This window comes from Gilliamella sp. BG7 (genome assembly GCF_046635565.1).
GTDB lineage: Bacteria > Pseudomonadota > Gammaproteobacteria > Enterobacterales > Orbaceae > Gilliamella > Gilliamella apicola_P.
On sequence record NZ_JBIDFB010000016.1, the window covers coordinates 1 to 12,263 of the forward strand.

Below are 12,263 nucleotides of genomic sequence, written 5' to 3' on the forward strand. Positions count from 1 at the left end.
TTAGACTTAAATATATCAGAAGCCAAACTTGTAGTAGAAGCAATTAAATTCTACAGAGAAAACAAAAAAGCCTCTTAGTTGAGGCTTTCTTTTAAATTCAGTAATGATCGGTGTTCTTGCAATGTTAACTCGTTGAGATGTCGCCTTGGGTTGCCGCACATCCAACAAGAGCAAGCTGTTGGTGTTGTCACATGCCTTTTTAGCGATTTTCTAGAATCACCAGAATAAAAATCGTGCTTTCTATTATCTAGACATCGCTTAACTTGATGTCGTCTATATGCTCGTGTTCTCATAAAATTATTCACATATGGATAGCAAAAAGCCCGCATTTGCGAGCTTTGTATACAATTATTCCATGGTGACATCTTTATATCAGTTTCATGTTAGCATTTCAAGTGTTTTTTTAAATAAATTGTGAATTTATTTGTGTGTTATGCTATTTAGAATATCTAAACGCTGACATGTTAGCAGCGTTATTGCGCTTAAATGTCCTACAATATGGTTTTCACCACCTTCTTTCATTGATTTTATTTTTGCTCTATCAACACTCATTTTTTTTGCAATATCAACAACAGATAGCGGTTTTATAATGTTTTTTGTTTGCTTGCTAAAACCCTTTGCGCTTGTAATACTGATAGTTCCGTTGAATGCTAATCGCTCAAGTTTTCTTCCGAATCCTGTTGTTGCCACATAATCTTCAATCGTTTGTTTTTCTCCAAAATAAAATAATTTTAAAATGCTATATTGTTCCGCTGCTTGCCTATTAGTTTTTGATAGCGCAATTAATGCAGAATCAATTAACATAGCATCATCATCATTACACAACTCTTTGTATTTTTTCTGTTGATTCTCAAACAAAGACGGCGATTTTTGTTCTGAATAATAATTTTTCCTTGACCAATTACCCCACAGCCTTAACACATCAGTAATATCATAATCAGCTTGAAACCGAACTCGTGTAACTGGTTTTACAATTTTCTTTGGCTCATCATCAACGTACATATATTCTGCTAGCATTTGTTATCTACCCCCTTTTTAACTCTTTTAATTTTTGCTTATACTCAGCTTTAATCTGTTTTATTTGCTCTATCGTGTATTTTTTGGGTTCGTGATGCCCCTCTAACCATTCAACTTTTTCTACACCTATTTTTTTCACTAAATTAATTCTGTACTCAATGATGTTCCCTGATTTATGATTGTTACATGCTGAACATTGCTTATGTACATTTAATTCACAAAATCGTAACTCTGGGCACGCACCGACACTTCGATAGTGTCCTGCGTGATATTGCCCGTTATGATATCGCCCACAACTGATACACGGCTCGCTTTTATCCCGTTCTCGAATAAATGCATTAAATGCTGTTTGCGCATCTCTTAAATGCTCTGAGCGTGTTTTTATGCCCTCCTTGGCTATCCGTGCTAACTTAATTCTCGTTCGCTCTTGAACTTTGTTATCTTTTGCATATTGAATAGCACAATCAACAGAACACACTTGAGCAAGCGAGTTAAATAACGCAAATTTTTTGCCACAGCTTTTACATTTTTTCTGCTTTATTTCTCGCTTCATTGTCTGAATTTCGCTTTATTCTTGTAAAACTTACCACAAGACCCTTTTACTTCGCCGTTAACATTGATGAGCGGTCTATTGCAAACAAATAAATCCCAATCAACGTTATATAAACAAGCACCATTACATTCAGGACATTTAAAATCAGTTTTGATTAATTTGTGTTTTTTCGGCATTGTCGTTAACCTTGTTTAAATTATGCTGATTAATGTATTCTCTGCGCTGTTCTCTAACTATTGCTATTGCTCGCTCTAATTCTTGCTCTTTATCATCGTATAGTTTTAATTGTTCTTTGTGTTTGTTGTTCATCATGCCACCTGCTCCAACTGTAATTTCCTGTACTCACTATCATTTGGTATTCGTAATTTAAAACCGTTTTGATATGACCATGTTTCAATTTGCTGTAGAAAAAAATGCATTTCCCCCGCATCTAAATCAGATGTTTTAACCAACTCCAATGTTGTGGTTATTTCTCCAGTTATAACGTTTTTACGCTCAACTTCTTTATAACCTAAAAACATCTCTTTAAAGTCTTTTTTCACGCTCTCTAAAGTATATAAACTTGTCTTTCCTTTTTGATTAGCTTGTTCAGCTATATCTGTATACCACATGTGAGAAAGTGAATTTTGGTCAATTGTCCGCTTTTCTCTCCAAATTTTGATTATTAATCGATAGCGTTTACCGCTTTTGACGAGATTTGCTAATGTATTAAAAATTGTTTTAATGTTGCTTGAATGCAAACATAAATCATCCATCAGTAATAACCCTCTCTCACTACAGTTTTATATAGATATCATCAAAATGACCACGAATAACCATTCGTCTTAGTGCACCGTATAAAAAATCGCACTCAGCCTGCTTGTTACTTTTGAACGGTTTATCAGCAATTAATCGCATGTTTGTCGGAAATCCGTGTATTTTGCGGACCCTGTTACCATGCGCGTACAGCAACCCCCAACCCGCCGGCAAATCTTCAACTCGTATCACATCGGGAGGACACAAATAAAAGCGCCAATCCCCCATACCTAGATTTTGATTTACCCTGAATTTTTTCTTTTTATCAGCTAAAAAATCAGAACGGCTTGTTTTACATTCAATTAATAGCGATACATTATTTCTAAACCCGATGGCATCTGGTTGCTCACCAGTTTCAATCCGTGCTTGATAGCGGTCATGAAAAACCACGCCAAAACCATTTCGTTTTAGAAATTTTTCAGCCATTAAACATAGTTCAGAGTGAGTTAATTCAGCCATTACTTAGTTGCTCTCCAAATCACGAAATCCCAAAAAACAAACGAAGCTATTGCTACAATCACTTCATCACTCATTGCTCACCCCAATCCCCGTCTAATTCAGCTCTTGCTAGCCATGCAAGCAATGCGGAATTAATAAAATCAACATCTTGCGTTAAAATTTTTTAATAAACTCATTCTTTTTATAATCTTCGATCCCCATAGGAATTGGAGTAATTAGATGTTTTTTAAATCTTTCTACTTCTTTTTCTAACTCTTGCTGTGTTAATTTAGTCATCCCTAAACCCTCACACACTCAAAATTATCAAGCTGAACTAGCTCTTTACCGTTTGATAGCTTTTTAATGCATTGTTCGATTGTTAATTTTTCATCAGTAAAATGCATCCAGCTTATTGGTAATTGCCATTTTTTTATGATTGTTGCCGTTATTTTGTAAGCCATTTCTGTATCAACTCCCTCAATTTTGCCTTATCTTCTTCTGAATATTTTTTAACTCGTTCTGCTAATTGCTGCTTAACCTTTGCCGTATCCGCTCCTGGTTTTCGTATCGCTCTCACATAGTCGTATGCTATTTTGTCGAGCATGTGATAACGTCCAAGTGGGCAATGATTAACCTGCTCTCGCATATTTACGCTCTTTCTTAACGGGTTCTGGATTTGCTCTAGCTTGTGATTCGAGCTGATCTACTTCATAAATGCGACCATTGCTAATACCTGCGAAAACAGTAAAATTACCTGAGCCATGGCGATTTAAAGCAACGTTAATTTCCATTAAGTTTTTATCTGCGTTATCGTTGTAAACTGCATCACGATAAATACCCACCCAGTAGTCACAATCTTGCTCAATTTGTCCCGTATCTCTGCTGTCGCTTGGTATCGGTCGTTTATCCGCTCGTGATTCAAGATTACGATTCAATTGAGTTAACATAACAACAACGCAATTAAGCTCTTTAGCCAAGGCTTTAAGCCCTTTCGTGATTGCGCCATAAGCTAAGTCGTTACGAGTGTCGTCACCTGTTTTTTCTTTCTCCATTAGGGTTAGATAGTCAACCATGATCATGCCTATTTGCCCCTTTTCTCTTGCCATTCGTCGAGCTTCTGAACGGATATGCGATAGTGTGATCGCAGGTGTGTCGTCAATGTAAATGTTATCGGTGTTTGATAATTCGTTGAGATGATGCATAACACGCGCAAACTCTGAATCCGAACCTAAACCACCGTCATAGAAAATATTGCTGTTTACTGCTGATTCTTGGGCTAAAATGTTTTCAAGCATTTGCTCATCTTGCATTTCTAACGAAAACATCAGCACAGGTAATTTCTCATTCATAGCGCAATGACGAGCCATGTTTATTTCGAAAGTGGTTTTACCCATTTTTGGACGAGCACCAACGACAAATAGCGATCCGCGAACAAGCCCTTTAGGTGCTAATTTCTCATCTAATGCTTTGATTCCAGTTGATAAACCACGTGCACTATCTGCGTTTTCTAATCGTTGTCCAAGGGTTTCTGTCCATTTATCAGCAATTGTTTTTAACGACTTAAGTCCAGTTGTTTTACCAGTTTTGTTATAGTCATCAATTTGCGTAAATAGCGCATGAATAGCTGATATTTTGTCGCTAGTGGATAGATTTGATTTCTCAAAAATCATTGCGCTACAGTCGTTTAATTTTTGCAATGTGTAACGTTCAATAGCTTTATCTCGAACGATTCCAGCATAAGCTGTAACGTTGATCATCGACGGCGTATTTTTGGATAATTCAGCCAGATAAGCTAAACCACCGCAATCTTTCAAAGTCCCTTTTGCTTCCATACTGTCTGACAATGTAATCAGGTCAATTGGGTAGTTTTTACGATTTAATTCAAGCATTTCAGCAAAAATAACCTGATGATGTCTGCTGTAGAATGATTCTGGCTTCAATGAATAGATTGCTTTTTGGCAGCGGTCTGATTGAAAATCTAACATCATTGAGCCAAGCACGGCTTGTTCAGCAACTAAGTCATGTGGGATCACGTTCATAGCGTACCCTCCACAACTTTCAGGTATGTACTTGGTTTTATGATGTAATCAAAATCAGCACGCCAGCCCCTGTCATTTTCGCCGAAGTAAAACGGTTTTGCGTTGTCCACAAAATCATAAAAATAATTGGCCAAGTTCTGGAATGTTGGTTGTTCAAGCTCTTTGAGTAATTTCTTCACTGCGTTTTTTCGTGCAGTAGTCATTTTTTGAATCTGTGGCAATCTGTTTTCTACAGCATCGTTGTATGCATCCATGACCAAATCAAAATCAATGTTATTTTCTTTTGTAATATTGTTTTTAATAGTGTCTTTTGTAGAGTGACATTTTTTGTCACTGGTGGTAGTGACATTTTTTGCTACTGGTTCCATGCATTTTTTGCTACCAGTAGCATTTTTTGTACCTGCATTTTTTGTCACTGGTTCTGACGTTCCCAACACTAGTGAATATTCAGTAATTTCACCATTATTTTTAATTGCATTGATCAAACCTAAATTTGTTAATTCAGACAGAGCTGCATAAATAGTGCGCTTGTCTTTTATTCCTAAATATTGCATAAATTGAGATATGCTGATTTTATCGCTTGTTTTGCCCCACCCCGTGGTTTTGCGAGTAATCAGTAAATAACAACGTAATGCATTAGCTGACATATCAGCCATTAATTCATCAATAACAGCGTTTGGTACTTGAAATGAGTTTGAAATGAATTTACTCATTAATTAACCCCCATCGAATATTCAGCATATTTCTTGCCGTTTTTAGCTCTTATCATGCGACTATCTATTGAATGACCGCGTTTTTTTAAATCATAAATACGCGCACCTAGCCTAAGGCAACCGTATTGATCTAATGCTTGTAACGGATTAATGGTTTTACCGCTTTGCAAATGCCGCAAAATGTTTTTGCATTGGCTTTGTGTGCTTTCATTGTTCAATGTGCTCATAATTACCTCGAATAACTGACCAGTTAACATCAGGGCGCAAATCTTCGCATTTAACCTTTCCGCTTGTTTTGTCTTCAATCTCAATGCAAATTTTTTCACCGAGTCTTGATGAGCGATCGCTAATTCTTTTTCTTAAATATTTGATTGTAGTACCACATTTTTCAGCAAATACCCTTTGCTCTTCTGTCGTTAAGCTGTTTAAAAAAAGCCGTAATTTATTCATATGAATACCTGTGGGTTAATTATTTTTCTTGAATATTACCTTAAGATAAAAATAAAATCAACACCCCAAGGTAATTTACCAAAAGGTAAATTTTTATTAAAATTAAAAGAAATATGAGGAGAGCGTATGAACATATATGAAATTAGACGTAAAAATTTAATAACATTAAAAGATAAATACTGTAACGGTAGAATTACAGAATTATCAGAGAAATTAAATAAAAACCCGTCATACGTATCAAGAATGCTGTATGAGGAAGGGAAACCAAATAAAAAAAATATATCAGACAAAGTTTTGTTTGATATTGAAACTGCTTTTAATTTGCCGCGCGGTTGGCTGGATGATTTAACTCCTTATGATCAACTAGAACCTGTAATAGATTCTAATAATATTAAAAATGACATAAAAAAAGAGGATGGAGTGAAAATAGAAGTTTTGGATATCAGTGCAAGCTGTGGAAACGGTGTAATCACTGAACGTGAATTTGCTAGCGTTTTACGTTCAATTGAGTTTACCCCCGATTTCGCACTAAAATTATTTGGAAGAAGATCAACTGAGCATATCAAAGTAATAACAGCAAAAGGCGACAGTATGACGCCCACAATTAAATCAGGTGCGAATGTATATGTTGACACAAAAATAAATTATTACGACGGTGATGGTGTGTATGTTTTTGTTTTTGACAACGAAATATATATAAAACGCATTCAAGTTACAGGAACTGAAATAATAGTTATATCAGATAATTCAGTATATGAAAAATGGAGACTCGATAAAAACTCAATGAATCATTTTTATATACAAGGAAAAGTATTTGTTGGACAAAATATTGAGTATGTCTATTTTGACTAACGAATAATTGCATTTCTCAAGCCACTTAAGTGGCTTTTTTTATATTCCCTACTTACCACAGCTCAAAAAACAGCCAATCAAAAAAGTTTTTTCACTTATAATACAATAACTTATTACCTTTGGGTTATTTTTTAACTAAAATTTATTTACCTTTAGGTGTTTACAAAATGATAACCTTTAGGTAATATACACACATCAAAACAAATCAACTTACCAAAGTTGAAGCTCTTTAAAAATTAGAAAAGTCGGAACAACTTATAAAGTGTTATTCAAGTAGACAGTGTGAAAGCGAAGCTCATCTTAGAACGAAATGCCTAGCTCCCTCTAAGCTGATGAACTGATAGCACGGGGTAAGGGAGCGCAACACCTACTGGGGTATGTACCAGTATTCAAATCAAAGCGCATTCATAGAGTGCGCTTGAGTTTGATGTAAATAATACTAATTATTATCAGTATTATTTTTTTTGATTTCTTTTCTAATAAATTTTTCAAATGATGGATCTAGTACAAAGCGACATTCGGTATCAAATGTACGCGGAAAACCACATTGAATAATCAACCCCTTATTAATAAGCTTAATAACATGTTTAGGTATTTTTTCTGCTTCAAATGAAATGTATGGATAACCACTATGTAATAAATAAGCAATAACTTCTTTCTCAGATTTATTTAACGAATTAATTAATAATACTAATTCATTTCGTTCTTTATTTAGCTGTTTTTTATTAGAAAAGTTTGTATAGAACTTTTTAAAATTTACCACTACAGAATAAATAAAACTGCACAAAATAAAACTGGTAGCAAAAACCGCTATTTCATAACTGAATGGAATTTTTACTTTTTCACTAAATTTAATTTGAATTTCGGTGGGAACTATAAAAAAAATACATAATGAAACAAGAACTATCAACATGCTTTTCAATGAAAATATCCTTTCTAAAGATAGAAACAATAGTAACTAGCCAATCTGGCATACATAAAAATCCTTGTTTGTACGTGGTTATGAGTATTCTAAATCCTTGTACGTGGTTGTCAAGGGAGCACGAGCCTGAGCGTGTTGCAGTATTACTCAGGCATATTCATAAACACTTTATGAGGTGTTTTGATGGATTAAAACTATCAAATTTCGAGGTAACTTATGCAATTACAAAGAGATGTAGAGAACGGTTACGAAAGAGCATATTGCAACATGATGAATAATTCTGAAATGCAAGATGCTAAAGATGATGGGATTGAAACTAGAGCCAAAGAATTGCTTAAAAATTTCGATAACGACAACGATTGGCAAATTGTAGAGCTACTAAAAATAAAGCTAGAAAGTAAAAGCATTGATGCTGATATTTACAATCAGTTTATAACTGATATGTGTTACTCACAAGCTAAAGCTGAGTATAACAAGAAATTCTGATAGATCGGAAAGACGAGTACATACTAACATCCTTTCGCCCTCTTCTGAGGGCTTTTTTGAGGAATTCATTAAATGAATAAAAAAATTAAAGAAGCTAGTGATTTAACTAACAAATTAATATCTGATGCTGTTAAAAGTATTCAATCAAATAATGACAATTACATTATAGATTACTTTACTAAATTGATATCATTAGTCAAATCTAAACTCGGAGCTACTCAATTTAATGATGCAAAAAACGCATTAAAGAAAGAAATCAGCATCAGACCAGATTTTATGAGCGTTCTAGATAGCGCTATAGTTTTTGCAAGAAGAATAATATATCTAAATTTAATTCTAAAACAAAACACGGCTTGGCGTCTGCCGTAAAAACGCCTCCTTTCTTAGTGTATTTGCCCGTGAATTGAGTAACGGGCTTTTTTGACAGATCATTTTAACGAGGAGTAAATCAATGACAAGCAAGAAAATTATTGAACGATTACAAAAACAAAACTGGTTTGTTAAATGTGAAACCGAGCACGAAGTAGCATTAGTGTTAAACGCCTGCGTTGATGCAAAAATTAGCTGGTACCACGGAGCGTCTGCGTCGTTTTTGCCAGACCAAATTCTACAAAAAACACCGATTTTTATTGGTCGAGATGCCCATTTTAATGAAAATGGGCTTTTTTGGGATGATCTAATGTATTTTGACGCTGAGACTCCTAATTTAGAAGACATAACAGATTGGTTTTTCGAAGAGCTGAGGAATGAATAATGGAAAAATTAACACCGCAAAACAAACATGAAGAACATCTTGTTCAGGTTTTATTAGCAAAAATGCAGGGTGTGCCAGTTGAATATAAGCGCGGCGCTGATTGGTGCCGAGCAGTCCCTGATTCCGTATCATTGAATACAGAATACCGCATTGTACCGAAACCAATCCCTTTGTTTACCCGTGAAATGTGGGCGATGATTGCTCCAGAATGGAAATGGGCGGCAATGGATAGAGATGGCAAAGTGTGTTTTTATACTGATGAACCTTGTATTAACACAAGAGGTATTGGCTGGACTAATTGCGGTGGTGATTATTGCTACAGCGTTTTAGCAACAAACATCGACGGAGTTAGCTGGCGTCTCTCACTCACAGAGCGACCAGAGGGCGTTTAAATGAACACAATACCAACTGATCATGTCGGCTGTAATGTACATGACACAGACCGATTTAATGTTGATTACAAACTAAACAAGGGCGAGCAAATATACGCCCTTTTTTGTACCTACTTTTTGACATTAGGCGGATTGTTTATGCTTATTCGCTGGATGTTAGAAGTGGCGACGGAGTGAAGATAATGAAACAAGGTATTTATTACGATATATCTAACGAAGATTATCACAATGGCGCAGGTATTAGTAAATCGCAACTAGATTTTATTGAAGAAAGCCCCGCTCTTTATCAGTGGGTAAAAAATGCGCCAGTTGATAAAAGTAAAATGTCATCACTGGACATGGGGACAGCTTTTCATTGTTTACTATTAGAGCCTGAAGAATTTAAAAGGCGTTTTATAATACCAAAGCCAATAAATTTAAGAACCAATGCAGGAAAAGCCGAGTATCAAGAGTTACTCAAAGAAGCCGAAGAATCTAATCAAGCAATCATCACCTATGAAGATTACAGAAAGTTACTTCTAATGCGTGATAGTGCAATGGCTCATCCATTAGCAAAATGGATTATTGAAGAACAAGGGCATACAGAATCATCTATATATTGGAATGATGTTGATACAGATATTTTATGCCGATGCCGACCTGATAAATTTATAGAAAAATTTAACTGGGTAGCCGATATAAAAACATCCGCTGATATTGATCGCTTTTATGCTCACTCATATGACTATCGTTATCATGTGCAAGATTCATTTTATAGCGACGGCGTTCAATCTATCATTGGAGAAAAACCTACTTTTGTTTTCTTGGTAGTTAGCACAACTATCAATTGTGGAAGATACCCTGTAAAAACTTTCATGTTAGATGAGGCCGCTAAAAACATTGGACGTCAAGCTTATAAAGCTAATTTATTTAGATTCAAACAATGTACAGAAGATAACAATTTTCCAGCACTTCAAACATTATCGTTGCCTTATTGGGCTAAGGAATTAAAAAATGAGTGAACAAAATCAACCGCCTATTGCTAAATCTGACTTAGAAAAAACTCAACTAACAAATCAAGAAAAAAAACCAGCAACATTAGCTGAATTAGTTAACTCTTCAAAAATTAAAAACCAACTTGCCATGGCACTGCCAAAACACATGAACCCTGACAGAATGGCAAGAATCGTTACAACAGAAATTCGGAAAACACCAGCATTAGCAGATTCAAACATTCAAAGTTTTTTAGGAGCTGTTGTTCAATGCTCGCAATTGGGTTTAGAACCGGGAGGTGCACTTGGGCATGCCTACCTACTCCCATTTGGTAACGGTAAAGCAAAGGATGGAAAATCTAACGTACAGTTAATTATTGGCTATAGAGGCATGATTGATCTTGCTAGACGTTCAGGGCAAATCATCAGCATATCAGCAAGAACCGTTCGAGAGGGCGATGATTTTCATTATGAGTATGGTTTAAATGAGGATTTAAAGCACACTCCAAAAGCCGACGAATCAGCACAAATCACATATGTTTATGCTGTTGCCCGCTTGAAAGATGGCGGTTCTCAGTTTGAAGTTATGACATTCAACCAAATTGAATCGGTTCGCAAACAAAGTAAAGCTGGTGATAAAGGGCCTTGGATAACTCACTGGGAAGAAATGGCAAAGAAAACAGTCATTCGACGATTATTTAAATATTTACCTGTTTCAATTGAAATTCAACAAGCTGTAATTTTGGACGAAAAAGCAGAAGCTGGCATAAGTCAAGATAATGAAATGATTTTAGACGCTGATTTTTCTGTGGTCGAAGCATAACCGTCCAAGTGACGGTTTTTATTAAAAGGAAAGAATTATGTTTTGTAAAAATTTAACAGTTTATACAATTTCTAATGTTGATATTTTAAATAAAATCAATAATGAGCTATTACAAAAATTAGCGTTTACCCCTTGCTCACCTCTTGATTCTTTAAAAGGCGGTTTTATCTCACCTATTGACAACCCAGAAACGCTACTTATTGATATTCAAGGACAAATACTACTTAAATATCAAACTGAACAAAAAACAATTCCTGCGGACGTTATTAAGCGTGCGCTAAATGAAAAAATAGAAAAACAAGAGCTGGCTCTATGTAGAAAACTAGTTAAATGTGAAAAATCATCATTAAAAGATGAGGTAATAATTGATTTGTTACCCAGAGCCTTTAGTAAATTTAAACAGTTTAATGTGTGGATAAATAAACGAGATAAATTTATAGCAATAACAACGTCAAGCTTTAAACAAGCAGAAGATATTTTGGCCCTTTTACGCAAAGGGCTTGGTTCACTTGCTTTAACACCGTTATCAATTGATAAACCGCTTGAACAGGTAATGACCACATGGGCGAAAGAAAACTTGGCATTCCCTCCATTTTTATTGGGTGACCAAGCCGAACTAAAAGATCCGCTTGAAGGTAATGGGATTATCAGCTGTAAAAATCAAGAAATTAACAGCTATGAAATGTTAGCTCATTTTGATTCTGGTAAATGGATAACAAAAATTAGAATCATTGATGATCGTGGTGTTAGTTATATTCTAAATAATAATTTTGTATTCAAAAACATTAAATTTGATCAATCTGTCATAGATGAGAATGAAGACGTGCCACTTGATGATAAAGAAGCGCGTATAAAAGCAGATTTCTTCTTAGCCTCAAATATCTTATCTAAAACAATAACTGAGCTAAAAGATGTACTAGATAAGATTATTTAATTTAAAAAGCGTCTGGTATATGCGTTGATGATTAGTGTTAGCAGAGACGCTGTCCGCAATTGCAGTTAGCCCACTAATTTGAAATATACAAGTCATATTGTTTGACATGACGGTAGTCACGCCG

The 12,263-nt window shown here is 35.1% G+C and carries 21 protein-coding genes; 8 read left to right on the forward strand and 13 right to left on the reverse strand.

What is annotated here, in order from left to right:
• Window positions 1-420: 420 nt before the first annotated feature.
• The 12 genes from ACGH49_RS09810 to ACGH49_RS09865 all read right to left on the reverse strand — a co-directional run bounded on the left by ACGH49_RS09810 (window position 421) and on the right by ACGH49_RS09865 (window position 6,005).
• The gene (locus ACGH49_RS09810) at window positions 421-1,017 is read right to left on the reverse strand and encodes an antiterminator Q family protein (RefSeq protein WP_411589198.1); all 597 of its coding nucleotides are present in this window, start codon (window positions 1,015-1,017) and stop codon (window positions 421-423) included.
• 7 nt (window positions 1,018-1,024) lie between these two features.
• Window positions 1,025-1,570, reverse strand: coding sequence for a recombination protein NinG (locus tag ACGH49_RS09815; RefSeq protein WP_411589199.1), 546 nt, complete (start codon window positions 1,568-1,570; stop codon window positions 1,025-1,027).
• A 144-nt stretch (window positions 1,571-1,714) separates the two neighbouring features.
• Window positions 1,715-1,882 carry a hypothetical protein gene (locus tag ACGH49_RS09820; protein WP_411589200.1) on the reverse strand — a complete coding sequence of 56 codons (168 nt, stop codon included), beginning with the start codon at window positions 1,880-1,882 and terminating at the stop codon, window positions 1,715-1,717.
• Window positions 1,879-2,325 (reverse strand): recombination protein NinB, encoded by a 447-nt coding sequence (locus ACGH49_RS09825; protein ID WP_411589201.1) that lies wholly within the window; start codon window positions 2,323-2,325, stop codon window positions 1,879-1,881. The genes ACGH49_RS09820 and ACGH49_RS09825 overlap by 4 nt, the downstream gene beginning before the upstream one ends.
• A 19-nt stretch (window positions 2,326-2,344) precedes the next feature.
• Complete coding sequence (locus ACGH49_RS09830) at window positions 2,345-2,824, reverse strand: hypothetical protein (RefSeq protein ID WP_411589202.1); 480 nt, start codon at window positions 2,822-2,824, stop codon at window positions 2,345-2,347.
• Window positions 2,825-2,977: 153 nt separating this feature from the next.
• Window positions 2,978-3,100, reverse strand: a complete 123-nt coding sequence (locus tag ACGH49_RS09835; RefSeq protein WP_411589203.1) for a hypothetical protein — start codon at window positions 3,098-3,100, stop codon at window positions 2,978-2,980.
• A gap of 2 nt (window positions 3,101-3,102) precedes the next feature.
• Window positions 3,103-3,264, reverse strand: coding sequence for a DUF1187 family protein (locus tag ACGH49_RS09840; RefSeq protein WP_411589204.1), 162 nt, complete (start codon window positions 3,262-3,264; stop codon window positions 3,103-3,105).
• Window positions 3,249-3,449, reverse strand: a complete 201-nt coding sequence (locus tag ACGH49_RS09845; RefSeq protein WP_411589205.1) for a hypothetical protein — start codon at window positions 3,447-3,449, stop codon at window positions 3,249-3,251. Before ACGH49_RS09845 ends, ACGH49_RS09840 begins: the two co-directional genes overlap by 16 nt.
• Window positions 3,433-4,842, reverse strand: coding sequence for a replicative DNA helicase (locus tag ACGH49_RS09850; RefSeq protein ID WP_411589206.1), 1,410 nt, complete (start codon window positions 4,840-4,842; stop codon window positions 3,433-3,435). Before ACGH49_RS09850 ends, ACGH49_RS09845 begins: the two co-directional genes overlap by 17 nt.
• The gene (locus tag ACGH49_RS09855) at window positions 4,839-5,555 is read right to left on the reverse strand and encodes a replication protein (RefSeq protein WP_411589207.1); all 717 of its coding nucleotides are present in this window, start codon (window positions 5,553-5,555) and stop codon (window positions 4,839-4,841) included. The genes ACGH49_RS09850 and ACGH49_RS09855 overlap by 4 nt, the downstream gene beginning before the upstream one ends.
• The gene (locus ACGH49_RS09860; RefSeq protein ID WP_411589208.1) at window positions 5,555-5,782 is read right to left on the reverse strand and encodes a helix-turn-helix domain-containing protein; all 228 of its coding nucleotides are present in this window, start codon (window positions 5,780-5,782) and stop codon (window positions 5,555-5,557) included. Before ACGH49_RS09860 ends, ACGH49_RS09855 begins: the two co-directional genes overlap by 1 nt.
• Window positions 5,763-6,005 carry a transcriptional regulator gene (locus ACGH49_RS09865; RefSeq protein WP_411589209.1) on the reverse strand — a complete coding sequence of 81 codons (243 nt, stop codon included), beginning with the start codon at window positions 6,003-6,005 and terminating at the stop codon, window positions 5,763-5,765. Before ACGH49_RS09865 ends, ACGH49_RS09860 begins: the two co-directional genes overlap by 20 nt.
• 126 nt (window positions 6,006-6,131) lie before the next feature.
• Here ACGH49_RS09865 and ACGH49_RS09870 point away from each other — a divergent pair, with 126 nt between their 5' ends.
• On the forward strand, window positions 6,132-6,857 hold the full coding sequence (locus ACGH49_RS09870) for a S24 family peptidase (RefSeq protein ID WP_411589210.1): 726 nt from the start codon (window positions 6,132-6,134) through the stop codon (window positions 6,855-6,857).
• Between the two features lie 439 nt (window positions 6,858-7,296).
• On the opposite strand, the gene ACGH49_RS09875 is transcribed toward ACGH49_RS09870, so the two are convergent.
• Window positions 7,297-7,770, reverse strand: a complete 474-nt coding sequence (locus ACGH49_RS09875; protein WP_411589238.1) for a super-infection exclusion protein B — start codon at window positions 7,768-7,770, stop codon at window positions 7,297-7,299.
• Window positions 7,771-7,995: 225 nt separating this feature from the next.
• On the opposite strand from ACGH49_RS09875, the gene ACGH49_RS09880 reads away from it, so the two are divergent.
• The 7 genes from ACGH49_RS09880 (at window position 7,996) to ACGH49_RS09910 (ending at window position 12,139) form a co-directional block, all read left to right on the forward strand.
• The gene (locus ACGH49_RS09880) at window positions 7,996-8,265 is read left to right on the forward strand and encodes a hypothetical protein (protein WP_411589212.1); all 270 of its coding nucleotides are present in this window, start codon (window positions 7,996-7,998) and stop codon (window positions 8,263-8,265) included.
• Window positions 8,266-8,337: 72 nt separating this feature from the next.
• On the forward strand, window positions 8,338-8,634 hold the full coding sequence (locus tag ACGH49_RS09885) for a hypothetical protein (protein WP_411589213.1): 297 nt from the start codon (window positions 8,338-8,340) through the stop codon (window positions 8,632-8,634).
• A gap of 82 nt (window positions 8,635-8,716) precedes the next feature.
• A complete protein-coding gene (locus tag ACGH49_RS09890; RefSeq protein WP_411589214.1) occupies window positions 8,717-9,019 on the forward strand; it encodes a hypothetical protein in 303 nt (100 codons plus the stop codon).
• Window positions 9,019-9,411 (forward strand): hypothetical protein, encoded by a 393-nt coding sequence (locus ACGH49_RS09895; protein ID WP_411589215.1) that lies wholly within the window; start codon window positions 9,019-9,021, stop codon window positions 9,409-9,411. Before ACGH49_RS09890 ends, ACGH49_RS09895 begins: the two co-directional genes overlap by 1 nt.
• Before the next feature lie 182 nt (window positions 9,412-9,593).
• Window positions 9,594-10,412, forward strand: a complete 819-nt coding sequence (locus ACGH49_RS09900) for a PD-(D/E)XK nuclease-like domain-containing protein (protein WP_411589216.1) — start codon at window positions 9,594-9,596, stop codon at window positions 10,410-10,412.
• Window positions 10,405-11,205, forward strand: a complete 801-nt coding sequence (gene recT, locus ACGH49_RS09905; RefSeq protein WP_411589217.1) for a recombination protein RecT — start codon at window positions 10,405-10,407, stop codon at window positions 11,203-11,205. Before ACGH49_RS09900 ends, recT begins: the two co-directional genes overlap by 8 nt.
• Window positions 11,206-11,242: 37 nt before the next feature.
• The gene (locus ACGH49_RS09910; RefSeq protein WP_411589218.1) at window positions 11,243-12,139 is read left to right on the forward strand and encodes a recombination-associated protein RdgC; all 897 of its coding nucleotides are present in this window, start codon (window positions 11,243-11,245) and stop codon (window positions 12,137-12,139) included.
• The last annotated feature ends 124 nt before the right edge of the window (window positions 12,140-12,263 follow it).

Bases quoted from the DNA above. Each gene is read 5' to 3' on its own strand.
- ACGH49_RS09810 (WP_411589198.1), bottom strand. From the start codon at position 1,017: ATGCTAGCAGAATATATGTACGTTGATGATGAGCCAAAGAAAATTGTA.
- ACGH49_RS09815 (WP_411589199.1), bottom strand. From the start codon at position 1,570: ATGAAGCGAGAAATAAAGCAGAAAAAATGTAAAAGCTGTGGCAAAAAA.
- ACGH49_RS09820 (WP_411589200.1), bottom strand. From the start codon at position 1,882: ATGATGAACAACAAACACAAAGAACAATTAAAACTATACGATGATAAA.
- ACGH49_RS09825 (WP_411589201.1), bottom strand. From the start codon at position 2,325: ATGGATGATTTATGTTTGCATTCAAGCAACATTAAAACAATTTTTAAT.
- ACGH49_RS09830 (WP_411589202.1), bottom strand. From the start codon at position 2,824: ATGGCTGAATTAACTCACTCTGAACTATGTTTAATGGCTGAAAAATTT.
- ACGH49_RS09835 (WP_411589203.1), bottom strand. From the start codon at position 3,100: ATGACTAAATTAACACAGCAAGAGTTAGAAAAAGAAGTAGAAAGATTT.
- ACGH49_RS09840 (WP_411589204.1), bottom strand. From the start codon at position 3,264: ATGGCTTACAAAATAACGGCAACAATCATAAAAAAATGGCAATTACCA.
- ACGH49_RS09845 (WP_411589205.1), bottom strand. From the start codon at position 3,449: ATGCGAGAGCAGGTTAATCATTGCCCACTTGGACGTTATCACATGCTC.
- ACGH49_RS09850 (WP_411589206.1), bottom strand. From the start codon at position 4,842: ATGAACGTGATCCCACATGACTTAGTTGCTGAACAAGCCGTGCTTGGC.
- ACGH49_RS09855 (WP_411589207.1), bottom strand. From the start codon at position 5,555: ATGAGTAAATTCATTTCAAACTCATTTCAAGTACCAAACGCTGTTATT.
- ACGH49_RS09860 (WP_411589208.1), bottom strand. From the start codon at position 5,782: ATGAGCACATTGAACAATGAAAGCACACAAAGCCAATGCAAAAACATT.
- ACGH49_RS09865 (WP_411589209.1), bottom strand. From the start codon at position 6,005: ATGAATAAATTACGGCTTTTTTTAAACAGCTTAACGACAGAAGAGCAA.
- ACGH49_RS09870 (WP_411589210.1), top strand. From the start codon at position 6,132: ATGAACATATATGAAATTAGACGTAAAAATTTAATAACATTAAAAGAT.
- ACGH49_RS09875 (WP_411589238.1), bottom strand. From the start codon at position 7,770: ATGTTGATAGTTCTTGTTTCATTATGTATTTTTTTTATAGTTCCCACC.
- ACGH49_RS09880 (WP_411589212.1), top strand. From the start codon at position 7,996: ATGCAATTACAAAGAGATGTAGAGAACGGTTACGAAAGAGCATATTGC.
- ACGH49_RS09885 (WP_411589213.1), top strand. From the start codon at position 8,338: ATGAATAAAAAAATTAAAGAAGCTAGTGATTTAACTAACAAATTAATA.
- ACGH49_RS09890 (WP_411589214.1), top strand. From the start codon at position 8,717: ATGACAAGCAAGAAAATTATTGAACGATTACAAAAACAAAACTGGTTT.
- ACGH49_RS09895 (WP_411589215.1), top strand. From the start codon at position 9,019: ATGGAAAAATTAACACCGCAAAACAAACATGAAGAACATCTTGTTCAG.
- ACGH49_RS09900 (WP_411589216.1), top strand. From the start codon at position 9,594: ATGAAACAAGGTATTTATTACGATATATCTAACGAAGATTATCACAAT.
- recT (WP_411589217.1), top strand. From the start codon at position 10,405: ATGAGTGAACAAAATCAACCGCCTATTGCTAAATCTGACTTAGAAAAA.
- ACGH49_RS09910 (WP_411589218.1), top strand. From the start codon at position 11,243: ATGTTTTGTAAAAATTTAACAGTTTATACAATTTCTAATGTTGATATT.